Below are 26,741 nucleotides of genomic sequence, written 5' to 3' on the forward strand. Positions count from 1 at the left end.
CACGCCCGGCCGATGAAAGGCGGAGCCTGTGCTGCTTTGCGTATTCCATTCCCTCATCGGAATGCGGAACGGACCGAACCGGCATGACGAGCGGCATTCCGCTTCGCCCCTATCTGCCTGCACCGGGGCTGTCGCCCGGTGCAGGCAGCCAATCTCGAGACCCCACCATTTCTCAAGATCGTAGCAGGAGTTGCCTTATTTCATCTGCGCGAACCAGGGACGCACATACTCGTCGGGAAACTGCGGCATATCCACCTTGTCGCTCATCGCCCAGGCAACCGGCTGCTGATGCAGCGGCAGATAGAGTGCCTCGTCGTGAGCGATCTTGAAGGCGTCCTTCAGCATGGCGACACGCTTGCCCTCGTCGAGTTCGACCGAGGCGGAACGCGCCAGCGCATCGATCTTCGGATCGGAGAGACCGTTGGGATTGCTGCCACCGAAGTTTCCGTCATTGGTCGCCAGGAGCGCCTGCAGGACGCTGTAGCCATCCATGGGCGGCAGCGACGCCCAGCCGAGCATGTAGATGTCGAGATCGCCTTTATCCATGCGCGGGAAATAGGTCGTCTTGCTTTCGACGCTGACGTCCGTCTGTACGCCCGCCTTGGCCCACATGGAGGCAATCGCCAGGCAAATCTGCTCGTCGGCGATATAGCGGTCGTTGGGGCATGCCAGACCGACCTTGAAGCCGTTCGGATATCCGGCGTCCGCCAGCAGCGACTTCGCTTCCTTGACATCATAGGCCAAGGGCACATCGATCGACTTGTCGTAGCCGGTCACCTCCGGAGCGACGAGCATGCCGGATACACGCGACTTCCCGCGCATCAGGCGCTTCTGGATCGAATTGAGATCAATCGCATGCCAGAGAGCCTGACGGACCTTCACGTTGAGCAGAGGATTGGGCTTGCCGGGGGCGGCATGGAGTTCCGGCCGAAAGTTCAAGCCGAGAAAGATCTCCCGCAGCGACGGATTCTCGACAACCTTCAGCCCTGGCGTGTTGCTGATCCGGTCGATATCCTGCAGCGGAACCGGCGCGATCATGTCAAGCTCGCCGGAGAGCAGCGCTGCGACGCGCGTGGCATCGGATGCGATCGGGCGAAACTCGACGCCGGTGAGGTTATGCTGCGGCTTGTCCCACCAGTTCTCGTTGACGGCGAAGACCGAGCGGGAATCCGGCTCGTAGCTCACCAGCTTGAATGCGCCGGTGCCGTTGGCATGATTGCTGGCATAGGTCGTCACGCCGGTAGACGCGTTGCCGGGCTTGAGCGCATCGTGCTCCGCCATCCACGGCTTGCTCATCATGTAGATTGCCGTGAGATCGTTCAGCAGAAGCGGATAAGGGCCACGCAGGATCAGATCGACGGTGTATTCGTCCACCTTCTCGACGCCGATGACGGCCGAGAGGTTTTCGCGATTGCGCGCGCCTGGATCGATCTGCCGCTGGATGGTGGCGACGACATCGTCGGCGTTGAATGGCTGTCCCTCGTGGAACTTCACGCCCTGGCGGAGATGGAAGCGCCACCGCGTCGGTTCGATCACTTCCCAAGAGGTCGCGAGCGCCGGCTCGATCGCGAGATCCTTGTTGCGGCGCACCAGCCCATCATAGACCATATTCTGCACGCTCTGCGTGAAGCTGTCGACCTGCGCGTTTGGATCATAAGAGATGACGTCGCCTGCCGAAGACCAGCGAAGCGTCTTCGCAAGCGACGGGGTTGCCAGCGGAACGAGGATCACAAGCCCGGCCAAAAGGGCTTTCAGGTAGTTTTTCACATCGGTCTCCCGTTTTTTGTATACATATTTTCGGTTTTATTGAATACAATTGTTCCCGCGAATTAGTGTACATATGATGTGCACAATAGCAAGCATTCAGTTTCGAATTTGCGAGATTGTGTACAATATGCCTGCAAATTGCCCGAGGAGGAGCTGCCATGGCGAAGGCGTTATTGATTGAAAACGGTGTCGTCATCACCATGGATGCGGACCGCCGCATTCTGGAAAAGGGCCATGTCCTCATCGAGAACGGGCGCATTTCCACCGTGTCGGACATGGCATTGGACGTGCCCGCGGACGTCGAACGCATCGACGCATCTGACATGGCCGTCATGCCGGGTCTCATCGACACGCACGCCCATGCGGGCCACACGCTGACGAAAGGACTGGGGGACGGTTCGGACCAATGGATGGACATCACCGGACGTATCTATGCGCAGGCGACGGATACCGAATTCTGGGCTGCCGAGGCGGCATTATCGGCCCTGGAGCGGATCAAGTGCGGCACGACCACGGCGGCCCTGCTGTTTGGCGGCGGCCCGGATATCATGCGCACGGAGACGCCGGCAGCCGCCCGGGCTCATCTTGCCGCGGTGCTCGACATGGGCGTGCGCGAGGTTCTGGCGGTAGGTCCGAACCGGCCGGGACGGCATGTCTACCGCACATACGACCAGGACACGTTCATCGAGCGCGAAGTCTTGCCCGGCGAGCAGCTTGCCGCATGCAAAGAGCTCGCCGAAGAGTGGACAAACCGTGACGACCGTATCCGCATCGCCTTGTCGCTTCCGGTGTTCGACATGGCTGAGTTGCAGAGTGAGACTGTATACAATCTACTCTGCCAGTTGAGAAGTCTCGCACGGGAAGGGAAACTGCTGCTCATCCAGGATGGGCACCGCGACGGCTCGATTGCCGCCAATGCCGCGTTCGACCTCTTCGACGATCGTTCGCTTCTCGCGCATTGCATCGATCTCACGAACGACGATATGGCGGCCCTCAAGCGCACCGGTGCAAAAGTGGCGCACAATCCGAGCGCCTTGATGTCGGTATCCGGCCGCTGCCCGGCGCCGGAGCTTGCCGAGCAGGGGATTACCGTATCGCTGGGGACGGACGCGGCCGCGCCCGACCGGCCGTTCGACATGTTCAGGAACATGTTTCAAGCGCATCGGTATCATGCGCGGCATTTCAGGGACGACCGCGTCATGCCGCCGGAGCAATTGCTGGAAATGGCCACGATCGAGGGCGCACGCGCATTGTCGATGGAAAGCGAAATCGGATCGCTCGAACCGGGCAAGCGCGCCGACATCATCCTGGTCAATATGCGCCAGCCGCATCTCTGGCCGCCGGCAAATCCATTGCAGAGGCTCGCGCGGTTTGCAAACGGCGCCGACGTGGATACGACGATCGTGGGCGGCCGCGTTCTGATGCGCGCCCGCAAGCTCGTCCACCACGACGAGGACGCAATCCTCGATCGTGCCGAAAGAGCCTTCGGAACGATGGTGAAGCGGGCCGAGCTCGCCCGATGACGACACCGGCAGCAATCGCAAGCAGAACAAGGGAGACGTCCATGACGGCAGATATTTTGATCCGCAATGTTAGACCCTTCGGCGGGCAATTGTCCGATCTCTACATTCGTGACGGCTGGTTTGCCGAACGCGGCCGGCAGAAGGCCGCGGTCGAAATCGACGGAGGCGGCCAGATCGCCCTTCCCGGACTTGTCGAGGCGCACACGCATCTCGACAAGACATTGGTCGGCATGGACTGGTTCGAGAATCGTGTCGGCCCCACACGCAACGAACGGATTCTGGCCGACCGGCGGGCGAAGCGGGAACTGGGGATCGATGCGCGGCGCCAGTCCATGCGACAGATCATGCAGACGCTGGCGTTCGGGGTGATGCATGTTCGAAGCCATGTCGACGTCGATACGGAAATCGGCATCGCCAACATCGAAGGCGTCGTCGAAACGCGCGACAAGGTCAAGGACCTGGTCGACGTGCAGATCGTCGCCTTTCCCCAGAGCGGCATGCTGGTTCGCGAAGGCACATTGGCCCTGATGGAGGAAGCGATCAAGGCTGGCGCGGATATTGTCGGAGGGATCGACCCCGCAAGCATCGACCGCGACCCCGTGCGGCATCTCGATGCGATCTTTTCCCTTGCCGACCGCTATCAAAAGCCAATCGACATTCATCTGCACGAGCCGGGAGATTTGGGCGCATTTTGCCTGGAGCTGATCCTGGAGCGGACGCGCGCGCTTTCGCTGCAAGGAAAGGTCATGGTGAGCCATGCCTATTGCCTCGGCATGCTCGATCCCCAGCGGCAGCGTTCGCTTATCGACGCGCTCGCAGCCGAGCGGATTGCGGTAATGACGGTCGGCAGCCCCTCCGCGCCGGCGCTGCCGCTGCGCGTCCTGCTCCAGTCCGGTGTCGTCATGGCATCCGGCTCCGACGGCATTCAGGGCACCTGGGAACCTTGGGGCAACGGCGACATGCTGGAACGTGCCAAATATCTCGCGCAGCGCAACGGCATGACCAATGACGCAGATCTCAAGGAAACGGCCGGCATTTGCACCTTTGGCGGCGCTGAAGGCATCGGTCTGACGCATTACGGCCTCTTAGAAGGCTGCCGGGGAGATCTTGTGCTTGTTCCCGCCCGAACTTTGGCCGAGGCCGTTGCGCTAACCCCGCAGAAGCGGACCGTCATCCGGCGCGGACAGGTGGTCGCGCGCGACGGCATGCTCTGCGGCGGACCGCAGCATATCGGATAGCTCCCGGACCGGCGGCAACGCCTTCGGTCGCTCAAGGATGACGCGACCCATTCCTGCGCCGCAAGGAGAACCAAAGGCCCGCAGAGGCCGCCTCGCCCGGCCGCATCGTCGGACTTTCGCGTTGCGCAGGCTCGGCGTCCCACGTCATGAAAACACCGGACTCACATCAGGACGAGCAGAAGCAGTCCCGCTGTTCTACGCCTTTACGCGCTTGGCGGCGCGATGATACCGTTCCCGATCTCCGGGGCCGAGCTGTCTCTATGCCGCCCCGCGCTCAAGTCATAATTCTGGACAACCAATGGTACCGACACTTCGGAACAAGAAATCGGCGATATCCAAATCCGATGCCGTCTATCGCGCGTTGAAGCGTGCCATTCTCGATCAGGCTTTGGCCGCTGGCGCGAAATTGCCGGAGGACTCGATCGGCGAACGGCTGGGCGTGAGCCGGACGATCGTCAGGCAGGCATTGGCGCGGCTGAGCGGCGAGGGTCTGATCGAGCTGCGCCCGCACAAAGGCGCCTGTGTCGCGCAGCCCAGCCTCGAAGAGGCGCACCATATTTTCGCGGTTCGCCAAGCGCTCGAAACCCTGGTCGTCGACACGCTGATCGGCAAGCTGACGCAGCAGCAGATCCGTCAGCTAGAGGCTCATGTCGAGGCGGAAGATATGGCCCGCGCCAGCAATGCGTCGTCGTCCATCCAGCTCGCCGGGGAATTTCACGTTCTCCTGGCGAAACTGACGGAAAACGACGTGCTTCTCCGCTATGTCACCGAACTGGTTTCGCGCTCGTCGCTCATCCTCTCCCTTTATGGACGCCCACATTCGCCCGATTGTGCTGTGTCGGAGCATCGCGAGCTGATCGCGGCCCTCGACAGCAATGAACGGGAAAAGGCATGCGCCCTCATGCGGCATCATATCGATGCCATTACCACGCGCGCCTTGCTGAAAGGCAGCTCCGAGAACGATCTTCCCGATGTGCTCGCGACCTATGCGCGGGAAGAGGGATTGTGAACGGCAGGCGACCGCGCTTGGCGGGGGCTCCGCCAATATCCGTCGTCTGGACACCGCTGCACCTCTTCCGATGAGCAGCGAAGGCCGGGCCGGCGGCAGCAAGTCGGGGCTCGGCAGTTACCTCCGCCGACGATGCCAGCGCAGCAATCGCGCCTCCACGCCCGCCAAGGCGAAGGAGGTGAGGCATCCCAGGGCCGCGAGCAGGATGACACCCGCGTAGAGGTCCGGCGCTCGAAATGCGCGCGCCGCCAAAAGGATCCAGTTACCAAGGCCGTCGCGGCCGGCGAGCATCTCGCAAACGATGGCAACGATGAGGGCGACGGTCAGGCCCAGCCGCATACCGCCCAGAATGTCGGGACTTGCCGAAGGCAGGGCGATCTTGACGATAGTAGCACCGCGCGACAGGCCGAGCGCCCGGCCGACTTCGTAAAGGGTCGGCTCGACACTGGCAAAACCATGGATGGTCGACAACAGCACGGGCCAAAGGGCGCCAAACACGATGACCGAAAGAACCATGCCGTCGCTGAGGCCGAGCAATGCGATCGCAACCGGAATGATTGCCGAGGCGGGCAATGGGCGCAGAAATTCCAGCGTCGGCCCCAGAAAGTAGCGCAAGCTCGCGGAAATGCCGATCGCCGCGCCGAGCACGATGCCGACCAGCGACGCGACAAGCCAGCCCCAGAACATCCGCTCGATGGTTGCCAGCAGCTTCCCCATAAGGTCTCCCGTCGAAAATCCCTTGATCAGCGCCGCCCAGGCGCGATCGGGACCCGGCAGGAACACAGGGGAAACAAGGCGGTGATCGGCGACCCATTGCCAAAGACCGACGAGAGCCGCAGCAAGCAAAAGACCGCAGACAAGAGAAAAAAGCCGGGCCATCATCGCAGCGTCGTCCCCGGCAAGGCGGCCCGGCCAAGATGGCGCTGCAGATAGGAAAGGCATCCGTTGAACGCGTAGCCGACGATGCCGACCCATAGCAGATAGGCCAGCATGAGATCCGGGCGAAGCGCCTGTTGCGCAACGAGGATGCCATAGCCGAGGCCGAGCGGATTGACGGCAATCTCGACCGTCACGGCAACGACGAGCGCGATGCCGGCGGCAAGCCGGAAGGCGACGATAATCCGCGGCAGCGATGCCGGAAGAATGATCTTCCAGACGCGGGCCAGCACGTTCAGCCCCAGGGCTCTGGAAACCTCCAGCAAACGCGGCTCCACGCCGAAGAACGCCGCGCGCGTCAAAATCAGCATTGGCCAGAGGCACGAAAAGGCGACGATCGCGATTTCCATCCGGTAGCCGAAGCCGAAGACCAGCATCGCGATCGGCAGTAGCGCAACCGATGGGATGGGCCGCAGCACTTCGATGCTCAGATAGGTGGCCTTGCCAAGCAGGGGCACGAGGCCGAGGAATATCCCGAGCAGCAGACCGATCGCAGCCCCGATGAACAGGCCACCCAGCGCTGCGATCAGCGTGTCTCCGGTTGCCACCAGAAGCGAACCGTCTCCAAAAGCGCGGACAAGCGCCAGAACGACGGCGCTCGGGGGAGACAGCGCATCGCTGGTCGTGGGCGAAAGATGTGCGGCAAGCTCTGCGAGAAGCAGCAGGAAAAAAGGCACCACAAGCGCTTTGACCGTCTTCGTCATTGCTCAGCCTTCTCGATGAAGTCGAACAAAGCACGGCGCAAGGCCAGGAATTCCGGCATTTCCCGCGTGGTCAACTGATTCCGCGGGCGTGGCAGTCCGATATCGAAAACCTGCCCGATCCGACCCGGATTGGGCAGTAGTCCGATGACCTTGTCGCCAAGATAGATCGCCTCCTCGATGTCGTGGGTAACGAAGAAGACGGTGGTGCCGGTTTCGGCGACGATCGACAGCATTTCGTCCTGAAGGCCCTGCCTGGTCATCGCATCAAGCGCGCCGAACGGTTCGTCCATCAAAATCACGTCGGGCTTTTGTGCAAGACAGCGGGCGATCTGCAGACGCTGCTGCATGCCGCCCGACATTTCGGTAGGATATTTGTCGGCATGGCTGGCAAGCCCGACCTTGGCAAGCAGCGGATCGATCATGTCGCCGCGCTCCCGGGCAGGAATACCGATGGCCTCCAGCGCCAGGGAAACATTGCCGCGGGCCGTTCGCCAGGGAAGAAGCGCCTTGCCATAGTCCTGAAAGACAATGGCGACATCGCGCCGCGGGCCGGCAAGGCTTTTACCCAGAACCGCGACATTTCCACTGGCCGGCCGAACCAGTCCGGCGGCCATTCTGAGCGCCGTCGTCTTGCCGCAGCCGGACGGGCCGATGACGCATGCAATCTCGCCGCTTGCGACCGAAAAGCTCAGCTCCGAGATCACCGCGCGGTTTCCATAGGCAAGCGAAACGTTTTCGAAGGCGATGGCAGGGCGACGCGTTGCCAAAGATGGGGTCATTCTATTGTCCTTGGCTCGGCGGAATCATAGACGATGTCGAGCGTGTGATGGAGATGCTGGCAGAGACGGGAAACGGCTGTTTCCCCGTCGCGGGCGATCGCAAGCTCGGCAAGCTCCTGATGCTGATGGATGAACCAGGCGGGCTCCCGCATCGTGCGCATCATTGCCCGGCGATAGCGATAGGCCTGCAGGTAAAGGCTGTCGTGGAGCGCCAGCATGCGCTCGGACCCGCAAGCCGCAATCAATGCCTTGTGAAAAGCCTTGTGAAGGATATCGAATTCCGGATTGCCGTCCCGCATCTGCTCGGGATTGGTCTGCACGTTGCGACGGAGGCGATGCAAGGCCGCCAATATGCCGGCCTCCCATGCATCGTCGCCCAAGCGCATGGATAGTCGCAGCGCTTCCGCCTCGACCAGCTTGCGCACGTTGGTAATATCCTCAAGATCGGCACGCGAGACGCTGGCGACCCGAAAGCCGCGCTGGCCGACGATCGAGATGAGCCCCTTGGCGGCAAGCCGGGTAAGCCCCTCGCGCAACGGAGTCGCGCCGATGCCATAATGGGCCGACAAGGCATGGATACCGAGCCGAGTCTCCGGCTTCCAGAGACCGGACAGAATATCCTGCTCGACCAGCCCCGCGGCACGCTCGCTGAGCGTGTCTGTCCCCAGGCTCTCCTCCTGATCCTGCGTCTTCGTCTCGCGTGCTTTCGTTTCGGTCATTTCAAGATCAACTTGTCTACGTCTGGTTTGGATTGCAGCATGTTCTGCTTGTCCATCACATCGACCCACCATTCAAGTTCTTCGCTGGTCAGCTTGGGATCGGCAATCGAGACTTTCATCGACGACAGGACATCGAGCGAGATCTTGGTGAAGCGGGAAATTGCCGCCTTTGCCTTGTCCGGCTGGCTGTTGACGATGGTGGATGCCTCTTCGATGGATTTACGGAAGGCCGTCACCGCATCGGGATGCGCTTCGGCCCAGTCCCGCGAAGCGGCATAAAGGATCTGCGGGCGCTTTTCCGGCAGGGAATCGAGGAAATGCGCAACGACCGTCCCCGTGCCGCTGGACGTGATGCGCGACATGATGGGATCGGCGGAAACCACGGCATCGACGGCGCCGGATTTCAGCACGTCGTTCATCGTCGGGAACGTAACCTCCACGAAGTTGACCTGCTTGGGGTCGACACCGTTATCCATCAGCCATTTGACGAAGAGCACCTGCAGGAAAGCGCCAATGCCGGGCGCACCGACTTTTTTGCCGATGAAGTCCTTGGCCGTCTTGATGGAACTGCCGGCGGGAACCACGACGCCGACCGAATCCGAGGTGGACTTTGCCGTCGACGAGGCGCCATCGACCGCGACCAGATCAAGCCCGCCGTCGACGGCCTGCAGGAAGACCGATGGGGTCGGCCCGCCGATTTGAACCGAATTCGACAGCAACGCGGCCGGAATATTCGAATTCAGGCCGATCAGAGTCAACTGAACGTCTATTCCGTTCTTCTTGAAGATACCGTCTTCGACGGCGATGGCGGCATTGGCGCAGTCGGTGGTCGCCGTGCAGCCGACGGAAATCGCCGTATCGGCCGCCATCGCCGCAGTCGAGAGCGCAGCCGACAACAGCAAGCCCGCACCGGCGAGCGTGATCAAAGTCCTCATCTCATTCCTCCCAAGATTCATCTTTTCATATAGAAAAATTTCGTTTATCGATATAGACACAAAATATATATATTTTCAATGGGGCCATCTCATGAAGTTAGCGACCTTTAGAAACGGAAGCGGCGAAGAGCACATCGCACTTGTCCATGACGACGACCGCCTGTTGTTCGACCTGACGGCCGCAAGCCTTCGGGCAGGAGCCGACATCGGCACGTTTTCCTCGATGCTGTCCCTGATCGATGCGGGACAGCTAGGCCTCGAACGGGCAGCCCGGCTATTTGCGGACCGGTCGAAGGAGGAGGATCTGTCCGTGCCTCTTGAAGCGGTCGGTCTGGAAGCGCCCCTTCCCCTGCCACGACAGATGCGGGACGGCATGAGCTTCCCGCTTCATATTCGCCAGTCCCCGGTCGGCATGCGCCGCCTGATGGCTTCCGGCGATCCCGCTTTGCTTGCCGCGATCGATGCCGAACCGCTTGCCGAGCTTCCCGCGGTCTACCGCGAGCTGCCGATCTACTACATCACCAATCGCATGATCGTGCGCGGACCCGGCTCGACGGTGGTCTGGCCCCGCTACAGCCGGGTGATGGACTACGAGCTTGAATTCGGCATCGTCACCATGAATACGGCCGCCAACATCAAGGCCGAAAAAGCGCACGAACATATTTTTGGCTTTACGATTTTCAACGATTTTTCCGCCCGCGATCAGCAGGCCAGGGAAATGCCCGGTTGGCTCGGGCCTGCGAAAGGCAAGAGTTTCGACGGCGCCAACGTCATGGGCCCGTGGATCGTCACGCCCGACGAGATCGGCGACCCCTATTCGCTCAAGGCCGAAGCACGGGTCAACGGCGAGCTTTGGTCCAGCGGCACGACGGAAGGCATGCTGTTCAGCTTTGAGGAAATCCTTGCGCATATGTCGCAGGACGAAACCGTCTTCGCCGGCGAGTTCGTCGGATCGGGAACGATCGGCAACGGCTGCGGACTGGAGCATGGCCGCTACCTGTCGGACGGCGACACGATCGAGCTCGAATTCGAAAAAATCGGCGTTCTGAAGAACAAGGTCGTCCGGCAGGACTGATAGCCGGCGAGGAGGAGGAAACAACCCATGACACGACGCATAATCGATCTCTCGGTGCCGATTGCCAATGACATTCCGGCCGATCCGCCGATCCAGATTCCCCATATCGAATATATCGATCACAAACAGAGCGTTCCTCAGCTGCTGCCGTTCTTTCCGGGATTGCAGGCCGAGGACCTCCCGGATGGCGAGGGCTGGGCCGTCGAGCGCATAACGCTATCGACGCATAATGGCACGCATCTCGATGCCCCCTATCATTATCACTCGACCATGGACCATGGCGTCCCTTCGCTGAGGATCGACGAAATTCCGCTGGAATGGTGCTTTCAAGCCGGCGTCAAACTCGATTTCCGACACTTCGAGGATGGCTATCTCGTCACGGCAAAGGATGTCGAAGCCGAGCTCGATCGCATTGGCCATGTACTGCGCCCGCTCGACATCGTCGTCGTCAACACGGCCGCCGGCGCCCGCTTCGGCCAGGACAATTATGTCGCGAGCGGATGCGGCATGGGATACGAGGCCACGATGTATCTTCTGGAGCGCGGCGTAAAAGTGACCGGCACCGACGGGTGGAGCTGGGATGCGCCCTTTGTGCATACGGCAAGGAAATATGCCGCGACCAAGGATGCATCGCTGATCTGGGAAGGGCATAAGGCGGGGCGTCATCGCGGCTATTGCCATATCGAGAAGCTCCACAATCTCGAAGCGTTGCCCTCGACCGGATTCACGGTCTCCTGCTTTCCCGTAAAGATCGAAAAGGCATCCGCGGGATGGACCAGAGCCGTGGCGATCATGGATGATTGACGGAGCACGGCCCCCGACCCGCATCGGCACCCGCCGTTCAAAGCGGAGCGCAAATCCATGCGCTCCGGGCCGCGCTGTCCACGCTACCCTCATTCGTTCGATCGGCGCGGTCTAAACGGGGTCGCAAGCTCAGTTTTCATGGCCGTGGCGTATGCGGACCACGAAAATGGCTCCGCTCTCTTCGATCCGGTAGACGACGAGATGAGCTTCGAACGGATGAATCCTCACAGGCGGCGAAATCTCTTCCTGCTCACGCGCCATTCATATCGCGCGCAGCGTAGCCGATTCTGGCAAAGTTAGTCACAATCAATCGCTTTAGCCCCCACGGGTCAGCGATGGCGGATTCATTCGCCGCCACGCCCCTCGTCTCTCAGGCTTGAGACGCATGTGGCCCAACCGCTGCGGGCCATTTCCTGTGGGAAAACCCAAATCCTTGCTTCGACCGGCATAGGACGGTGGGGCGACTATGGCATTAATCGCCCCCGCATCCCGGCGGCGATAGCCGATCGGAATGACCCGGCACAACCCTCGCGTAACTGGGGATCGCAAGAACGAAGGAGAACAGGCGATGGGTTTATCCCGCGACACCCTTCCGGAACAGCAACATCCAGGACCTGGAGGTCTTAAATGAAGAAGCACATTGCTGCCGCCCTCTTCGCGGCAGCACTCTACACCGTCGCCGGCGGCGCTCACGCCGATTGCGGCTCGGTCTCGATCGCCGAAATGAACTGGGCATCGGCCGGCGTCGCGGCAAACGTCGACAAGATCATCCTCCAGGAAGGCTATGGCTGCTCGGTCGAACTCGTTACGGGCGACACCTTGCCGACCTTCACCTCCATGAACGAAAAAGGCCAGCCCGACGTCGCTCCCGAGCTCTGGATCAATGCGGTGCGCACGCCGCTGGACCAGGCTGTTTCCGAAGGACGGTTGGTCATCGCGGCCGGCATCCTCTCCGAGGGCGGCCAGGACGGCTGGTGGATTCCGAAATTCCTCGCGGACGCCCATCCCGAGATCAAGACCGTCCAGCAGGCGTTGGAACACCCGGAGCTGTTTCCCTCGCCGGACGATCCGAAAAAGGGCGTCATCTACAATTGCCCGCCCGGCTGGCAATGCCAGGCATCGCTCGGCAATCTCTTCAAGGCTCTCGATGGCGAGAAGAAGGGGTTCGAAATCGTCGAGACGGGCTCCGCCGCCGCCCTTGACGGCACGATCGCCAACGCCTTCGAGAAAAAGACCGGCTGGCTCGGCTACTACTGGTCGCCGACGGCAATCCTCGGTAAGTACCCGATGGTGCGTCTTTCCTTCGGCGTGCCGCACGACAAGGCCGAGTGGGATGCCTGTACGTCCGTCCTCGATTGCGCCAACCCCAAGGTCAATTCCTATCCCGTTTCGGAAGTCTTTACCGTCGTCACCAAGAAATTCGCCGAAAAGGCCGGAGTGGCGATGGATTATCTGAAGAAGCGGAAGTGGTCGAACGACGTGGTGAACAGCGTGCTTGCCTGGCAGACCGACAACCAGGGCACCAATGACGACGCCGCCAGGTTTTTCCTGAAGACCCATGAGGACATCTGGACGACCTGGGTGAGCCCGGACGTTGCCGCAAAGGTGAAGGCTTCCCTTTAAACTCCGAGCCGGGAGACGCGGCCGGCAGCCGCGTCTCCAGCCCCATGCCGTGCCGGCGGCGCCCGCCTTGAGCACTACAGCGAAAAAACTTGCCGCAAGGACTGGGCAGAAAAACAAAGCACGCTATCTGACGCATATGAGCGAGGAGACATATTAGCGCGACGGAGGAGGTCGTCCGGCACGAAGGAAGAGGTTTCTCATGACCAGTTCAGTTTTGAATGCCCTTGGACAACCACTTTACTATAGCGGCACGTCGACAGGATTCTTCTCCGCCACCGGCTCGGGGCCTGTGCTCTACGGCACGGCCGGCAACGACTCCATGTGGGGCGACGCCTCCGTGAACGTGACGATGACGGGCGGCGCCGGCGACGATATCTATTATCTCTACTCCAGCATCAACCACGCCTACGAAGCGCCGAATGGCGGCATCGATACCATCAACACCTGGATGGACTACACGCTGCCGGCCAATTTCGAAAACCTGACCGTTACCGGCGACAACCGTCATGCCTACGGCAACGATGGCGACAACATCATCACGGGCGGCAGCGGCAGCCAGACCATCGACGGCGGCGCCGGCAACGATGTGCTGACCGGCGGCGGCGGGGCCGATACCTTCATCGTCACCAAGGGCAACGGCAGCGACCTCATCACCGACTTCGGCGACGACGACAAGATCCGGCTCAATCAATATGGCCTGACGTCTTTCGATCAGGTCGTCAGCCATTCCACGCAGGAGGGAGCCGATGTCCGGCTCGATCTCGGCAATGGCGAAAGCCTGGTCTTCGCCAACAAGACAGTCTCCGACCTGCACGAAGACCAGTTCCAGCTGGGACTCGACAGATCGTCTCTGACGCAGACCTTTTCCGACGATTTCAATGCGCTTTCCCTGCACGAGGGCACCCAGGGCACATGGGATGCGAAATATTCCTGGGCACCGGAGAAAGGCAGCAGCCTGAACGACGAGCTGCAATGGTACGTCAATCCATCCTATGCGCCGACGGCATCCGCAAACCCGTTCTCCATCTCCGACGGCGTATTGACCATTACGGCCAAACAAACCCCGGACGCCTTGAAATCGATCGTCGAAAACCACGACTACACGTCAGGCATCCTGACCACCCATTCCAGTTTCTCGCAGACTTACGGCTATTTCGAAATGCGGGCGGAAATGCCGCATGACCAGGGCGTCTGGCCGGCTTTCTGGCTGCTGCCGGAGGATGGCTCCTGGCCGCCGGAACTCGACGTGGTGGAGATGCGGGGGCAAAATCCCAATACCGTCAATGTCACGGTGCATTCGAATGCCACCGGTCAGCACACGATGAACTCCATTCCCGTCGAGGTGCCGAGCACCGACGGCTTTCACAATTACGGCGTGCTCTGGGACAAGGATCAGATCGTCTGGTATTTCGACGACGTCGCCGTCGCCCATGCCGATACGCCGTCCGACATGCATGGGCCGATGTACATGCTGGTCGATCTTGCCGTCGGCGGGCAGGCAGGCGAGCCGGCGGATGGCCTTGCGAACGGGTCGGAGATGAAGATCGACTATATCAAGGCTTACTCCCTGGACGAGCATGCCGCCCAGCTCGCCGCTTCGGCCCAATCCGCCCATACGACGGACTGGCATATCTGAACAGGCCAAGGAATGCGCCATGACCAAGGCAGTCCGCGAAGCGGCCTGCCTTGGTCATGGCTGCCGCATGCCGCCGAGGACTCTTCGCGAGTGCTGGCGAAATGATCCTAATCCTCCTTGAATGCGCGCCTGATCTGATCGGTCATGGGCTTTGTCAGGTAGGCCAGGACGCTTCTCTCGCCCGTCTGCAGGAAGGCTTCCACCGGCATGCCGGGCAGCGGCGTCAGCTGCCCGAGCCTCTGCCATTCCTGCTTTTCCACCTTTGCCCGCACCACATAATAGCTCTGGCCGGAACGCTGGTCCGTCGCCAGATCGGCCGAGACGGTGTCGACATGCCCGTTCAGTTCGGGTGTGATCCGCTGATCGAAGGCAGGAAAGCGCAACGACACAGCCTGCCCGACGGCGATCTGGTCGATATCCTGCGGCGCCAGTTTCAACTCCGCCACGAGCGCGTCCTTGTCCGGAACGATTTGCAGGATCGGTTCGGCCGGCGAGATGACAGCACCTTCGGCGTGAATGCTCAACTGATCGACGATGCCCGCCTGCGGCGCCTTGATGTCGATGCGCTTCAGATCGTCCTCGGCCGCGATCAAACGCTCGGAAAACTGGCCGCTATCGCTTTCCGCCTGGCGCAACTGATCCGAGACCTCGGAGCTGCGATCGGCATCGACCTGCAAGACCTGCAATTCGGTTTCCGCAATCTTGCCCCTGGTCTGGGCGATGGACGAGACCAGGTTGCCGAGATCGCCGTTCAGCGAAGCGCTTTCGCGTTGCAGGGAGTAGACTTTCGTCGCCGAAATGATGCCTTGGCTAAGCAGGCCTTCAAGGCTGCCGAGTTCCTTGCCGATCAGCGCGATCTCACGCCTCTTGCCCTGCTCCTGCGCCACGAGCCCGTCGATCTCCTGCCTCAACTGTAAAATACGCTCGTGCAATTGCGACTTCTGTCCTTCGCGCGATGCCTGCCGATCGCGAAAGAGTTGCCGTTCGCCGGCCAGAATGGCGGCGACATCGGCATTTCCGGCGGACGAAAGCAGATCGTCCGGAAAGGCGATGTCCGTCCTGCCGTCACGCTCCGACGACAGGCGCGCCGTACGGGCCGAAAGTTCGTTGAGCCGCTTGCGGATGATGGAAAGATTGGCCCTGACCTGCGTGTCGTCGAGCCGGACCAGCACCTGGCCGGCGGCAACGTGATCGCCGTTCTTCACAAGGATGGCGCGGGCGATGCCGCCTTTCAGATGCTTCACCGGTTTCACGTAGCTGTCCACCACGAGGCTGCCCGAGGCAATCACCGCCCCGGAAATCCTGGTGGCCGCCGCAAGACCGCCCATGACGCCGAACAACAGCAGAATGGCTGCCACCACCAGCAGGGACAGGCGGCGGATCGCACGTTCGGTCGATGGCCGGGTCCTCTGGATCATCCGCGCGTCTCCCCGCCGGCGGCTGCGAAATGCGCCGTTCCAAGTTGCTTGGGCGACGGCCCGAGAATGTCTTTCTTCGGGCCGAACGCCTGAATTCGGCCGCCGGCAACGATCATCACCGTATCGGCTGCCGCCAGAGCGCTCGGCCTGTGGGCGACGACGATCGCAATGCCGCCGCGGTCCCGCACGCCTTCGAGAGCGACCGTCAGCGCCGCCTCGCCTTCCGCGTCAAGGTTCGAATTCGGCTCGTCCAGAACGACCATGAACGGATCATCGTACAGCGCCCTTGCCAAGGCGATACGCTGCCTCTGGCCGGCCGAAAGGCGCGATCCGCCTTCTCCTATCCTGGTGTCGAAGCCGTCCGGAAACTTGACGATCATGTCGTAGACGCCCGCTGCCCTCGCCGCGGCGATGACCGGCTCCGTGCGCATGCCCACCGCGAAGCGTGAGATATTCTCGGCGATCGAGCCGTCGAAAAGATCCACGTCCTGCGGCAGATAGCCGATATGCCGCCCGAGTTCGTCGCTATCCCATTGCGACAGCGCGGCGCGATCGAGCCTCACGGTGCCGACGGCGACCGGCCACAGGCCGGCAATCGCCCGTGCCAGAGACGATTTGCCCGATGCGCTCGGGCCGACGACGCCGAGCACCGTGCCGGCCGGTATCTTGAACGAGACATTGCGCAGAATGAGATCGCGGCTGCCGGGCGGAGTAACGCTGATGTTCTCGACACCGAGTTCCCGCGACGGCGGCGGCAGGGCGAAGGGCTGCCGCTGCGGCGGAGCGGCATCAAGGAGTGCGGCAAGTCGCGACCAGCCCTGACGCGCGGCGATGAAGCCTTTCCACTGTCCGATCGCCAGCTCGACAGGCGCCAGCGCCCGCGTCACCAGGATAGAACTGGCGATGATGATGCCTCCGGTCGCCTCCTGACGAATGACGAGAATTGCCCCGACGGCCAGAACGCCGGATTGAAGCATCATGCGCGCTATCCTGGCGGCTATGGTCAATGCGCCGACGATGGTGCTCGCCCGCATCTGATGCCGGAGATAATCATCGTTCATCGCTGCCCACCTTTCGGTGAGACGGCCGGCAAACCCCATGGCGACGGCGGCCTCCCAGTTGCGCCGCGCCGCCTGGGCGAAGCCGAGACGCACGGCCGAAGACCTGGCCGCCTCCAGAGCCGGTCGCCGCGACAGCATTTCGGCGAGCACGGTAATGCCGACCAGCAACAAGGCGCCGCATAGTGCCGTGAAGCCGATCCAGACATGAAACAAGAAACAGAGGAACAGATAGAAAGGCACCCAGGGCAGATCGAAAAGAGCCGTCGAGCCGCTGCCGGACAGAAAGGAGCGGATCTGCTCGAGGTCGCGGACCGATTGCAGGCCATCATCCGATGTCCGCTTTTTGGTCGGCAGGAACAAGAGCGAGCTGAAGACCTTTCTGTTCAGGCGCTCGTCAAGCGACATGCCGACGCGCACGAGCAGCATCGAGCGCAGGAGCTCCAGCACGCCTTGAAACAGAAAGAGCGTCACGACGATGATGACGAGGCCGGATAGCGTCGGCAGGCTATGGCTCGGAATGACCCGATCATACACCTGAAGCATGAAGAAGGAGCCGGTCAAGGCGAGCACGTTGATGGCGGCGCTCGCCAGACCGATACCGACGAAGGCCTTGCGAAGCGTCGACAGCATCAGCGCTAGGAATGTCTGCGGCGGGTCTTTCGGGACGGCAAGCACCTTGCTTCGATCCTCAACATTGGCCGTCGCGTACGGCAGGGGTTTACATGACGCTCCCGGCACCGCCTCCCGCTCGGCGCCGCGAACCTGCAAAGCGATTGTCGATAGCCTTGGCCATCATCATCACTTCGCATCTAACCTTCTGCGATCTCAAATAATTTAGAAAGTCGAAATCTGCCCGGAATGCGATTTCGGTGAACCCAATCTTATCATTGGGCACCTTGTCCTGTTACGGGACAGCTGTGCCATGAGATGGAGCAGCCGCCTGCTTCGGCAAGATGCCCTGGCCGTCATATCGAGAGGAGCAGGCGGCGTTGCCGCCTGCCTCATCCGCATTCAGTCGAATTTCTCCGTCGTATCCGCCTTGCCCTTTACCCAATAGCCGGATGCCTTGATCCAGCTCAGCGGATAACCGCGCTCTTCGACGAGATAGGCGCGCAGAGCGCGCGTGACGGAGGCCTCGGCCGCAATCCAGACGAAGGTGCCGGGCAGCAGCTCGATCGACCGGAGAACTCCTATCAATGCGGAGGGATCCGTTGCCGCCGAGAGCGGCCGATGAGCCCAGCGAACATCCAGTTGCGCGTCGGTCTGGAACGCCTGATGCTCGGCCGCATCGGCAACCGCTGCAATCGCGGTGATGCGCTGCCTTGCTCCCGCTTCTTCGATACGGCGGCCGATTGCCGGCAATGCCGTCTCGTCGCCGATGAGCAGCCAGTTTTCGATATCGCTTGACACCATGGCCGAACCGCGAGGCCCGCCGATTTCCAGCCTGTCGCCCGGGAGGGCGCCGAGTGCCCATTTCGTGACCGGCCCCGCTTCATGAAGAGCAAAATCGAGAACCAGCGTGCGGGCATCGGTGTCGTAACGGCGAGGCGTATAGTCGCGCCGCTCCATTTCCTCGCCCGAACCCGGCACGAAAACCTTGATGTGATCGTCCGGCGCAAGGCTGATGAAATCGGCGAGGTCATCGCCGGTCAATTCGATGCGCAGCATGCCGGGCGTGATCCTCCGGGCGGCAGCTACCGTCAGGGAACGCCGCTTCAGCTCATGGCGCACGCGCTCGATCCTCGGCGCAGAGACAGTCGGATTGGAGGTCTGGGGAGTATCCATGTGTGTCCTTTCGAGGCGCTTCGATCTCGATCCGCAGGACACAGTCGCGCAGACCGAAGCCGCAGAGCCGTTCGATCATACGCGTTGAGTGACGTTAACGCTTACGTGTCCGGGAAAAACCCGGCCAATTGGAACTGTCTATAGAAGAGGAATACCCATCTGGCAACGAAAAGATGAGTATTGGAGACAAGATTATGAAATGCGAGGGAATGCGTTGCGATCTTCGAGTGGGTCGGCACGGCCCTTTCGAGCCCGCGCCGACCCCGCTGGATTACTGGAGCGCCTTTTCCATCAGCCGCGCCAGGCGTTCGGCGAACGCGCGCGGATCGGCCGGCTTGTCGCCATCGAGAACCCGCGCCTGATCGAGCAGAAGAAAGGCGGCATCGTCGCGCAGCGCCGGCGCATCCGCCTTGGCGGCGATAGCCTTGACGACGGGATGATCCATGTTGATTTCGAGGATCGGCTTGGCGCCGGATTGCAGACGGCCCGCCCCCTGAAGGATCTTCTCCAGCTGGCGATCATACCCCTGTTCGGAGGCAACGAGGCAGACGGCGCTTTCGATCAGGCGGTCGGACGCGCGCACATCGGAGACCTCGTCGGCAAGCTTCTGCTTGGCATAATCGAGGAACGCCTGCACGTCGGCCGGCGCGCTTTCGCTTTCCGGCCTGTCTTCATCCTGCTTCTTGAACTGCGCGAGATCCGCGGACCCCTGGGTGATCGACTTGAAGCTCTTGCCTTCGAATTCCGGGGCGTTGGTGACCCAGAAGCTGTCGACGGAATCGGTAAGCAGCAGCACTTCGATGCCGCGGGCGCGGAACCCTTCGAGCTGCGGCGAGGCCTTAAGCTGCTCCAGACTGCCGCCGACGAGATAGTAGATCGATTGCTGGCCTTCCTTGGCATCCTTGACGTAGTCGGCAAGCGAGCGATAGCCATCCCCGGAGGCCGTCGTGCGGAAGCGCGACAGCGCCAGAAGCTGCGAGCGGCGCTCGAAATCCTCGTAGATGCCTTCCTTGATCAGACTGCCGAAGTTCTCCCAGATCTTCAGGAAGGCGTCGTGATCGCTCTCGGCCTGCTTCTCGATCGCCGTGATGATGCGGTTGGTGACACCCTTGCGGATCGCCGTCAGGATCGGGCTTTCCTGGATCATCTCGCGCGAGACGTTGAGCGGCAGATCCGACGTATCGACGAGACCGCGCACGAAACGGAGATAGCGCGGCAGCAATTCCGCCTCGTCGGTGATGAAGACACGCTTCACATAGAGCTTCATGCGCCCCTTGCGATCCGGATCGAAGAGATCGAAGGGCTGCGAGCCGGGTACGAAGGCGAGAGCGGAATATTCGTGGCGGCCTTCAGCGCGAAAATGCACCGTCAGCGCCGGCTCATCGTACTGGCCGGACACGCTGCGATAGAAATCGGTGTATTCCTCGGTTGTGATGTCGTTCTTCGACTTGGTCCAGAGCGCTGTGCCATCCGTGAGCTGGGTGGCTTCCTCGCCGGGCTTCTCGGCGATCTTGATCGGCACCGGAACATGACCGGACTGCTCCTTGACGATACGCTCGACCGTCCAGCGCGATGCATAGCTCTTGGCATCCTCCATCAGGTGCAGCGTGATACGCGTGCCGCGCGCCGGAGCCTCGCTCGTATCGACAGGAGCGACGCTGTAGCCGCCCTTTCCATCGGAAGACCAGAGCCAGGCATCCTCGGCGCCCGCACGGCGGGAAACGACGTCGACGCGGTCGGCGACCATGAAGCAGGAATAAAAGCCGACGCCGAACTGGCCGATGAGCTGCGCACCCTCACCCTGCTTGTTAGCCTCGATGCGTTCCATGAAGGCACGCGTGCCGGAGCGGGCGATCGTGCCGAGGGCTTCGATCATTTCGTCACGGCTCATGCCGATGCCGTTGTCTTCCACGATAAGCTTGCCGCCATCGGCATCGAGCGTCAGCAGAATGCGGCTATCGGGATCGCTGGCGAGCAAGCCGGGCTGCGCGATCGCTTCGTAGCGCAGCTTCTCGCATGCATCCGCCGCATTCGAGATCAACTCGCGCAGGAAAACATCCTTATCCGAGTAAACCGAGTGAACCATCATATGCAGAAGGCGGGCAACGTCGGCCTCGAAGACGTGGCTCTCGGCGGTCTTTTCTGCGGTGCTGGTCGTCATGTGCGTCTAGTCTCCTGGGAATGTTAAAACTCGCGCCGAACAGGTGGCGGAAGACGAGGCAAATTTCAAGCACGCGTTGTCAGATCGTGCCGCGAATGAGCAAGCGGCCCTTTTCTGCGCACGGGTCTGCATACGGGGCCGGCTCTTCGCCGATCACACAGGTTTTACCCCAGCCGGCGCATATGCGGCGCGGCGTCGCACCAACATGCCATAAATTTGGCCAAGGCGCGCCCAAGATCGATGGGGTCACATTGAGCGGCTCCAGAGGCCATGCACCGGGAGCCGCATCGGATATGTTCTTCCAGCAAAGGAGACCATTGTGCAAAGCCTTAGCAAAGCATTTCTCATCACAGCCGGCCTCGTCGCAGCCGCGGGATTGGCGGGCCAGGCCTTCGCTCAGCAGCCCATCGACCGCTCCACCGCCATGCACCGCATGACGGTCCACCTGCCGGACGGCTCGCTGGAGGTGATCCGCTATAGCGGCGATCAGCCTCCGGCCGTCACGTTCCAGGGCGATCCCGATCCGGCATTCCCGTTCGCCGCGGCCCTTGAACCTTTCGACTCGGCTTCGCCCTTCGCCGAGATGGAGCGCATCTCGGCAGCGATGGACCGTGAGACGGCCGCCATGTTGAACGATGCGCGGTTTCTCACACAACGATCGGCCAATGCAGGCAATCTCATGAACATCGACCTGTCGAAACTGCCGAAAGGCGCACAGGCTTATACGATGATCTCGACGACGTCGGGTAAAGGCACCTGCACGCAGACCACGGAATATTACAGCTCCGGCACCGGCAAGCCGCAGGTCAGGACGAGCAGCTCGGGAAGCTGTGGCATGGCCCAGCGCTCGCCTGCCGAGCCCGCGCATGTCATCGGCCCCCGCCCCTCACCCGGGCACCAGCCTGCCAACGTGATCGAAGCTTCGTATCACCCGAATTCGAAGGCGATCAAGACGGCAGGGCTTTTCTAGAGAGGTCCGGCATTCGAACCGCCACGGCTCGTCATCCGTCTTTCCAGAGTTGCCTGGGCCAGAATTACCTAGGCCAGAATTGCCGGGGAAGGCCCTGCGGCCGCAGCCAATGTAATCCGGCAAAGGGGACGCTCGACAAGAGCGTCCCCTTTGCATATGCGCAAGTGCGGCATGCCGATTTGCATTGCCGCCGCCCAATTGCCATCCGCACTCCGTTGCTATAATAACTTGAGTTTAATTGGAAGGATTATTGCGCGAGAGCAACGCCGGAAGCTGCGAATGACGTTTCAGCCGAGAATGCAGAACAAGATCGGAGGCTTTTCCGTCATCGGCGGCATGCATCGCCGCCAGTGGAACGGCATCGTCGCCGACATCTGGAATGTCAATTGTGCGGCACATGCCGGCGGATACTATGTCGCGCATGATCCGCGACTGTTCATTCTTCTGGAGCAACGCGGCTCCGGCACGACCAACGTTCGGCAGTCGCCGCATGCACGGGGCCGCGCACAGGATAACGATAGCGGACGCATTTCCTACATTCCCGCCGGAATGGAGCTATGGGTCGATATCTCCGGCGTCGAGTTCGTGCGCCACCTCGATATTCACTTCAACGCGGAGATCATCGGCCAGCGGCTGATGGAAAATATCGACCCCTCGCGGCTCGATCGCCCGCAACTGCATTTCACCGACCAGCGCGTGATGGCGCTCGCCGAGCTTATCGCTGCGGAATGCGAAAATCCCGAACCGCTGCATGACCTCTACGGCGACGGCCTGACGCTGTCGCTGCTGATCGGCGTGCTGCAGCTGCATGGAACGCAGCCACGCAAGCGCAGCGGCCTTGCCACCTGGCAGCTGCGCCGCGCGGTCGACTATATCGAAGAGCACTGCACCCGGGCTATCCGGCTGGAAGAGCTGGCGGCGCTGACCGGTCTTTCCCAGTCGCATTTCAGCCATGCCTTCAAGGCGTCAACGGGCATGCCGCCGCATCAATGGCAGACGCGAGCCAGGCTTGAGCGGGCCAAGCATCTGCTGCTGAAGAGCCAGCTGCCGCTCACCACCGTCGCCGTCGAAACCGGCTTTGCCGACCAGGCGCATTTTACGCGCGTTTTCCGCAAGAATGTCGGCACGGCGCCGGCGAGCTGGAAGCGCAGCAGGCTTGCCTGAAAACCACAGTTCGCGGGCAATTGTACGTTTCGCGGAGAATTGCCCAAAAACATTCAATTTCCCTCGTGACAGACAAGCCGCACCAGTAAATATGAGTTAACTACTCATCTTATTGAGGGATCGGCCGCCTCGGCCGGGCAGGCGTAAAATCGGGACAAACGACGGAAATGCAGGGATTGAAGAAAGACGTATCGCGGGCGCGGCTCTTGGCGACGGGCGTAGCCATTACCGCACTGTTGTGGGGCTTACAAGCCTCGGCCCAGGAAACACCGACGGAACTGAAGCCGCTGGTCATCCAGGGATCGCAGCAAAAGGACGAAGCCAGCGGCACGGCGCCGGTCAAGGGCTATGTCGCCAAGAAGACGACGTCGGGCTCGAAATCGGATACGCCGATCACCGAGGTCCCGCAATCGGTATCCGTCATCGGCCGGCAGGAAATGCAGGATCGCGGCATCACCAACAAGGTGGACGAGGCGCTGCGCTATACGCCCGGCGTCACCGCCCAGCCCTTCGGCAATGACGGCGATACCGACTGGTTCTATATCCGCGGTTTCGATGCGACGCAGACCGGCGTCTTCATGAATGGCCTGACGCTCTTTAGCTACGGCTTCGGCGGCTTCCAGATCGATCCGTTCATGCTCGAACGCGTCGAAGTGCTGAAAGGCCCCTCCTCCGTGCTTTACGGCGGCTCCAATCCCGGCGGCCTCGTCAACATGGTTCGCAAGGAGCCCACCGACGATCCCTATTATTATACCGAGATCGGCATCAACAATCTCGGCAACGCCTTCGTCGGCTTCGATTTCTCCGACAAGCTGTCAGCCGACGGCGTCTACCGCTACCGTGTCACCGGCAAGGTTGCAGGCGGCGACACCTATAGCGACGGCACCCACGACCTGCGTGGCTTCATCATGCCGCAGGTGACGATCTCGCCCGACGATTCCACCAAGCTTACCGTTTTCGGCTCGCTGAGCGGCCTTGACGAAATCCATAGCGGCAACGGCTTCTTCCCCTATGTCGGCACGGTCGTCGACGCGCCTTTCGGCAAGATCAAGCGCGATGCCTTCTATGGCGAGCGGAGCATCGACAATCTGAAATACGCCCAGCAGATGCTGGGCTACGAATTCTCGCACGACTTCGACGGCGGCTGGACCGTGTCGCAGAACGCGCGTTACGGCCACCTCTACAAGCGCGAGGAAGGCCCCTACCTGAACGGCTACGTGGACGGCAACCCGCTCGACCCGTCCTACGACGATCCGGATTACATGCTGAACCGCATCGGCTTTTTCGAACGTTCGAAGGTCGATACCTTCTCGGTCGACACGCGTGCGGAAAACAAGTTCGACACCGGCCCCATCAGCCATGATCTCCTCATCGGCACCGATTACTCGATCTACCGTCTCGATCAGGTCCAGGCCTGCTGCGGCTCCAATCCGATCAGCGCCACCCATCCGGTCTACGGCACGGCGCAGGGCACGAACTTCGTCTATCTCGATCAGGTGCTGACACAACAGCAGCTGGGCGTCTACACGCAGGATCAGATGCGCTTCGGCGGCGGCTGGCTGCTGACGCTTAACGGCCGCTACGATTTTGTCGACACCAATTCCGACGCGACGGTCGGCACGACCTACAGTTCGAACGACAAAGCGCCGAGCGGCCGCGCCGGCCTCGCCTATGAATTCTCCAACGGCATCACGCCCTATGTCAGCGCCGGCACTTTCTTCCGGCCGATAGTCGGCACCAGCGTCAGCGGCGGCGGGCTGCTTCCGGAAAAGGGCGAGCAATACGAAGCCGGCGTCAAATACGAGCCCGACTTCATCGACGGCCTGTTCACGGCGTCCATCTTCCAGATCGACCGCAAGAACATGGCCCTCACCGATCCCGTCACCTTCCTGCAGCGCCAGGTCGGCGAGGTCCGCTCGCGCGGCGTGGAATTCGAGGGCAAGGTCAACCTGGATGACAACTGGAAACTGCTCGGCTCCTATTCCTACACCGACCTGAAGATCACCAAGGACATCGATTCCTCCATCGTCGGCAACTCGCCCTATCTCGTGCCGAACTCCACCGCCTCGCTCTGGCTCGATTACGCCTTCACCAGCGATGCGCTCGACGGCCTCAGCATCGGCGCCGGCGTGCGCTACCAGGGCAAGTCCTGGGCGGATGAAGCCAATACCCTGCGCGTGCCTTCGGCAACGCTCTTCGACGCGGGCATTCGCTACGAGAAGAAGGGATGGGGCGCCTCGCTCAACGTCGCCAATCTGTTCGACAAGGAATACGTCTCTGGTTGCGCCGGAGAGAATGTCTGCGGCTATGGCGATGCTAGAACCATTACCTTCAAGCTCAGCAAGAAGTGGTAAGTTGATAAATATAGTACACTTTCCTTCTCGATCGTGGCAAAGAGCCGGGGATTGCCGCAAGGCAATCCTCGAACTCGTTTGAAACCAGGAACGAAACGAGCATGACGGCGCAACAGCTGCAGCGAATTTTCAGCATGGGCATCGGCGCTTTCCCTCGTCCGCAGCGTCAACCGATCAGCGACCTTCCATGACCGCAACGAACGCTCATATGCTGTCGCGCCGGCAGCTTCTGGCCATGGCCGCGGCCGGCGCGATTGGCCTCAAACCGGCACGCGCGGCGACGAGCCCGCGCGTGGCAACGCTCGATTGGGCCATTTTGGAAACTCTGTTTGCGATCGGCGCCGATGTGGTCGCCGGAACCGAGCTGCTGCAATTCCGCGACGTCGCGGTGACGCCAGCCATTCCCGCAGGCGTCGCCGATCTCGGCCTGCGCGGCACGCCGAACTTCGAAGTCCTGTATGCCGCCAGGCCGGATCTGATCTTCAACTCGAATTTCTATGCCTGGGCCGACGATCGCCTGCGCCTGATCGCGCCGGTCGAGAGCCATGCCGTCTATCAGCCAGGCGCCAGTCCCTATCGGCTTTCCGAAGAGATGACGCTTGCGATCGGCGAACGGCTGGGCCTGCCCACCGGCCGCGCGTTCGTCGATGCCACGCGGGAAAAGCTCGAAGCCTATCGCCTCGGCTTCGGCAAAGGCGATCATCGCCCTATCCTGCCGATCAATCTGGGCGATGCCCGGCATTTCCGCGTTTTCGGCTCCGACAGCATGTTCGGTGAAGTTCTGGCCCGCACCGGCCTCACCAACGCCTGGCCCGAGCTGACGAGCTATTCGGCAACCGCCCCGGTCGGGATAGAGCGATTGGCCGCCATGCCCGAGGCATGGATCGTCCTCATTCCGCCGCACCCGGCGGAAGCGCTTGCCGAGCTCCGGCAGAGCGCTTTCTGGAAAGCGCTTCCGCCGGTGAAGCAGGGCCGCGTTCTCCTGCTCGATTCGATCAATCCCTATGGCGCGCTGCCGGCGGCCGGACGCTTCGCCGATCTCCTGGCCGGAGGGCTGACCCGTGCATGGAATGGTTGACC

21 protein-coding genes and 1 pseudogene are annotated in these 26,741 nt (G+C 61.4%); 11 read left to right on the top strand and 11 right to left on the bottom strand.

Features of this window, described 5'->3' with window-relative positions; all coding sequences use genetic code 11:
- Positions 1-195: 195 nt before the first annotated feature.
- Positions 196-1,767: an ABC transporter substrate-binding protein gene (locus tag ACJJVH_RS24810; protein WP_113370717.1), complete on the bottom strand. Its 1,572-nt coding sequence runs from the start codon at positions 1,765-1,767 to the stop codon at positions 196-198.
- A gap of 158 nt (positions 1,768-1,925) precedes the next feature.
- On the opposite strand from ACJJVH_RS24810, the gene ACJJVH_RS24815 reads away from it, so the two are divergent.
- The 3 genes from ACJJVH_RS24815 (at position 1,926) to ACJJVH_RS24825 (ending at position 5,537) form a co-directional block, all read left to right on the top strand.
- The gene (locus ACJJVH_RS24815; protein ID WP_412065422.1) at positions 1,926-3,290 is read left to right on the top strand and encodes an amidohydrolase family protein; all 1,365 of its coding nucleotides are present in this window, start codon (positions 1,926-1,928) and stop codon (positions 3,288-3,290) included.
- Positions 3,291-3,331: 41 nt separating this feature from the next.
- Entirely contained in the window at positions 3,332-4,528 is a 1,197-nt protein-coding gene (locus tag ACJJVH_RS24820; protein WP_112798418.1) for an amidohydrolase family protein, read from the top strand.
- Between the two features lie 298 nt (positions 4,529-4,826).
- Complete coding sequence (locus ACJJVH_RS24825) at positions 4,827-5,537, top strand: GntR family transcriptional regulator (protein WP_412065423.1); 711 nt, start codon at positions 4,827-4,829, stop codon at positions 5,535-5,537.
- A 117-nt stretch (positions 5,538-5,654) separates the two neighbouring features.
- Here ACJJVH_RS24825 and ACJJVH_RS24830 read toward each other — a convergent pair whose 3' ends face one another.
- Genes ACJJVH_RS24830 through ACJJVH_RS24850 form a run of 5 tightly spaced genes read right to left on the bottom strand, consistent with a single transcriptional unit; the run spans position 5,655 to position 9,610 of the window.
- Positions 5,655-6,419: an ABC transporter permease gene (locus ACJJVH_RS24830; protein ID WP_412065424.1), complete on the bottom strand. Its 765-nt coding sequence runs from the start codon at positions 6,417-6,419 to the stop codon at positions 5,655-5,657.
- Positions 6,416-7,177 carry an ABC transporter permease gene (locus ACJJVH_RS24835; protein ID WP_412065425.1) on the bottom strand — a complete coding sequence of 254 codons (762 nt, stop codon included), beginning with the start codon at positions 7,175-7,177 and terminating at the stop codon, positions 6,416-6,418. Before ACJJVH_RS24835 ends, ACJJVH_RS24830 begins: the two co-directional genes overlap by 4 nt.
- Complete coding sequence (locus ACJJVH_RS24840; protein WP_113404331.1) at positions 7,174-7,956, bottom strand: ABC transporter ATP-binding protein; 783 nt, start codon at positions 7,954-7,956, stop codon at positions 7,174-7,176. The genes ACJJVH_RS24835 and ACJJVH_RS24840 overlap by 4 nt, the downstream gene beginning before the upstream one ends.
- Positions 7,953-8,675: an FCD domain-containing protein gene (locus tag ACJJVH_RS24845; protein ID WP_113384018.1), complete on the bottom strand. Its 723-nt coding sequence runs from the start codon at positions 8,673-8,675 to the stop codon at positions 7,953-7,955. Before ACJJVH_RS24845 ends, ACJJVH_RS24840 begins: the two co-directional genes overlap by 4 nt.
- Positions 8,672-9,610, bottom strand: a complete 939-nt coding sequence (locus ACJJVH_RS24850; protein ID WP_112798430.1) for an ABC transporter substrate-binding protein — start codon at positions 9,608-9,610, stop codon at positions 8,672-8,674. The genes ACJJVH_RS24845 and ACJJVH_RS24850 overlap by 4 nt, the downstream gene beginning before the upstream one ends.
- Positions 9,611-9,701: 91 nt before the next feature.
- Here ACJJVH_RS24850 and ACJJVH_RS24855 point away from each other — a divergent pair, with 91 nt between their 5' ends.
- Together ACJJVH_RS24855 and ACJJVH_RS24860 are read left to right on the top strand one after the other, a co-directional pair.
- A complete protein-coding gene (locus ACJJVH_RS24855; protein ID WP_412065426.1) occupies positions 9,702-10,685 on the top strand; it encodes a fumarylacetoacetate hydrolase family protein in 984 nt (327 codons plus the stop codon).
- A gap of 27 nt (positions 10,686-10,712) precedes the next feature.
- Complete coding sequence (locus tag ACJJVH_RS24860; RefSeq protein ID WP_113357707.1) at positions 10,713-11,489, top strand: cyclase family protein; 777 nt, start codon at positions 10,713-10,715, stop codon at positions 11,487-11,489.
- A gap of 129 nt (positions 11,490-11,618) precedes the next feature.
- On the opposite strand, the pseudogene ACJJVH_RS24865 reads toward ACJJVH_RS24860, so the two are convergent.
- Positions 11,619-11,750: pseudogene (locus ACJJVH_RS24865) on the bottom strand (type II toxin-antitoxin system RelE/ParE family toxin); the annotation flags it as partial.
- A gap of 366 nt (positions 11,751-12,116) precedes the next feature.
- Between ACJJVH_RS24865 and ACJJVH_RS24870 the strand changes: the two are divergent.
- Positions 12,117-13,112 carry an ABC transporter substrate-binding protein gene (locus tag ACJJVH_RS24870; protein WP_112798435.1) on the top strand — a complete coding sequence of 332 codons (996 nt, stop codon included), beginning with the start codon at positions 12,117-12,119 and terminating at the stop codon, positions 13,110-13,112.
- Between the two features lie 199 nt (positions 13,113-13,311).
- A complete protein-coding gene (locus tag ACJJVH_RS24875) occupies positions 13,312-14,748 on the top strand; it encodes a family 16 glycosylhydrolase (protein ID WP_113357710.1) in 1,437 nt (478 codons plus the stop codon).
- A 107-nt stretch (positions 14,749-14,855) separates the two neighbouring features.
- Here ACJJVH_RS24875 and ACJJVH_RS24880 read toward each other — a convergent pair whose 3' ends face one another.
- The 4 genes from ACJJVH_RS24880 to htpG form a co-directional block, all read right to left on the bottom strand.
- On the bottom strand, positions 14,856-16,166 hold the full coding sequence (locus tag ACJJVH_RS24880; protein WP_412065427.1) for an HlyD family type I secretion periplasmic adaptor subunit: 1,311 nt from the start codon (positions 16,164-16,166) through the stop codon (positions 14,856-14,858).
- The gene (locus ACJJVH_RS24885; protein WP_412065428.1) at positions 16,163-17,902 is read right to left on the bottom strand and encodes a type I secretion system permease/ATPase; all 1,740 of its coding nucleotides are present in this window, start codon (positions 17,900-17,902) and stop codon (positions 16,163-16,165) included. Before ACJJVH_RS24885 ends, ACJJVH_RS24880 begins: the two co-directional genes overlap by 4 nt.
- A 336-nt stretch (positions 17,903-18,238) precedes the next feature.
- Positions 18,239-19,012, bottom strand: coding sequence for a siderophore-interacting protein (locus ACJJVH_RS24890; protein WP_412065429.1), 774 nt, complete (start codon positions 19,010-19,012; stop codon positions 18,239-18,241).
- Between the two features lie 271 nt (positions 19,013-19,283).
- Entirely contained in the window at positions 19,284-21,173 is a 1,890-nt protein-coding gene (gene htpG / locus ACJJVH_RS24895; RefSeq protein ID WP_112798442.1) for a molecular chaperone HtpG, read from the bottom strand.
- 319 nt (positions 21,174-21,492) lie between these two features.
- Here htpG and ACJJVH_RS24900 point away from each other — a divergent pair, with 319 nt between their 5' ends.
- The 4 genes from ACJJVH_RS24900 (at position 21,493) to ACJJVH_RS24915 (ending at position 26,739) form a co-directional block, all read left to right on the top strand.
- Positions 21,493-22,143 carry a hypothetical protein gene (locus ACJJVH_RS24900; protein WP_412065430.1) on the top strand — a complete coding sequence of 217 codons (651 nt, stop codon included), beginning with the start codon at positions 21,493-21,495 and terminating at the stop codon, positions 22,141-22,143.
- A gap of 279 nt (positions 22,144-22,422) precedes the next feature.
- The gene (locus ACJJVH_RS24905; protein ID WP_112798446.1) at positions 22,423-23,307 is read left to right on the top strand and encodes a helix-turn-helix domain-containing protein; all 885 of its coding nucleotides are present in this window, start codon (positions 22,423-22,425) and stop codon (positions 23,305-23,307) included.
- Positions 23,308-23,474: 167 nt separating this feature from the next.
- On the top strand, positions 23,475-25,661 hold the full coding sequence (locus ACJJVH_RS24910) for a TonB-dependent siderophore receptor (protein ID WP_412065431.1): 2,187 nt from the start codon (positions 23,475-23,477) through the stop codon (positions 25,659-25,661).
- A 187-nt stretch (positions 25,662-25,848) separates the two neighbouring features.
- Complete coding sequence (locus tag ACJJVH_RS24915) at positions 25,849-26,739, top strand: ABC transporter substrate-binding protein (protein WP_412065432.1); 891 nt, start codon at positions 25,849-25,851, stop codon at positions 26,737-26,739.
- The last annotated feature ends 2 nt before the right edge of the window (positions 26,740-26,741 follow it).

The organism is Rhizobium sp. SYY.PMSO, from assembly GCF_046840415.1.
Lineage (GTDB): Bacteria > Pseudomonadota > Alphaproteobacteria > Rhizobiales > Rhizobiaceae > Rhizobium.

What these genes read in the sequence shown, in the direction of transcription:
- ACJJVH_RS24870 (WP_112798435.1), top strand. Translation starts at nt 12,117, where the DNA reads ATGAAGAAGCACATTGCTGCCGCCCTCTTCGCGGCAGCACTCTACACC.
- ACJJVH_RS24840 (WP_113404331.1), bottom strand. Translation starts at nt 7,956, where the DNA reads ATGACCCCATCTTTGGCAACGCGTCGCCCTGCCATCGCCTTCGAAAAC.
- ACJJVH_RS24835 (WP_412065425.1), bottom strand. Translation starts at nt 7,177, where the DNA reads ATGACGAAGACGGTCAAAGCGCTTGTGGTGCCTTTTTTCCTGCTGCTT.
- ACJJVH_RS24815 (WP_412065422.1), top strand. Translation starts at nt 1,926, where the DNA reads ATGGCGAAGGCGTTATTGATTGAAAACGGTGTCGTCATCACCATGGAT.
- ACJJVH_RS24825 (WP_412065423.1), top strand. Translation starts at nt 4,827, where the DNA reads ATGGTACCGACACTTCGGAACAAGAAATCGGCGATATCCAAATCCGAT.
- ACJJVH_RS24820 (WP_112798418.1), top strand. Translation starts at nt 3,332, where the DNA reads ATGACGGCAGATATTTTGATCCGCAATGTTAGACCCTTCGGCGGGCAA.
- ACJJVH_RS24855 (WP_412065426.1), top strand. Translation starts at nt 9,702, where the DNA reads ATGAAGTTAGCGACCTTTAGAAACGGAAGCGGCGAAGAGCACATCGCA.
- ACJJVH_RS24905 (WP_112798446.1), top strand. Translation starts at nt 22,423, where the DNA reads ATGACGTTTCAGCCGAGAATGCAGAACAAGATCGGAGGCTTTTCCGTC.
- ACJJVH_RS24875 (WP_113357710.1), top strand. Translation starts at nt 13,312, where the DNA reads ATGACCAGTTCAGTTTTGAATGCCCTTGGACAACCACTTTACTATAGC.
- htpG (WP_112798442.1), bottom strand. Translation starts at nt 21,173, where the DNA reads ATGACGACCAGCACCGCAGAAAAGACCGCCGAGAGCCACGTCTTCGAG.
- ACJJVH_RS24890 (WP_412065429.1), bottom strand. Translation starts at nt 19,012, where the DNA reads ATGGATACTCCCCAGACCTCCAATCCGACTGTCTCTGCGCCGAGGATC.
- ACJJVH_RS24845 (WP_113384018.1), bottom strand. Translation starts at nt 8,675, where the DNA reads ATGACCGAAACGAAAGCACGCGAGACGAAGACGCAGGATCAGGAGGAG.
- ACJJVH_RS24880 (WP_412065427.1), bottom strand. Translation starts at nt 16,166, where the DNA reads ATGATCCAGAGGACCCGGCCATCGACCGAACGTGCGATCCGCCGCCTG.
- ACJJVH_RS24860 (WP_113357707.1), top strand. Translation starts at nt 10,713, where the DNA reads ATGACACGACGCATAATCGATCTCTCGGTGCCGATTGCCAATGACATT.
- ACJJVH_RS24910 (WP_412065431.1), top strand. Translation starts at nt 23,475, where the DNA reads ATGCAGGGATTGAAGAAAGACGTATCGCGGGCGCGGCTCTTGGCGACG.
- ACJJVH_RS24850 (WP_112798430.1), bottom strand. Translation starts at nt 9,610, where the DNA reads ATGAGGACTTTGATCACGCTCGCCGGTGCGGGCTTGCTGTTGTCGGCT.
- ACJJVH_RS24915 (WP_412065432.1), top strand. Translation starts at nt 25,849, where the DNA reads ATGACCGCAACGAACGCTCATATGCTGTCGCGCCGGCAGCTTCTGGCC.
- ACJJVH_RS24830 (WP_412065424.1), bottom strand. Translation starts at nt 6,419, where the DNA reads ATGATGGCCCGGCTTTTTTCTCTTGTCTGCGGTCTTTTGCTTGCTGCG.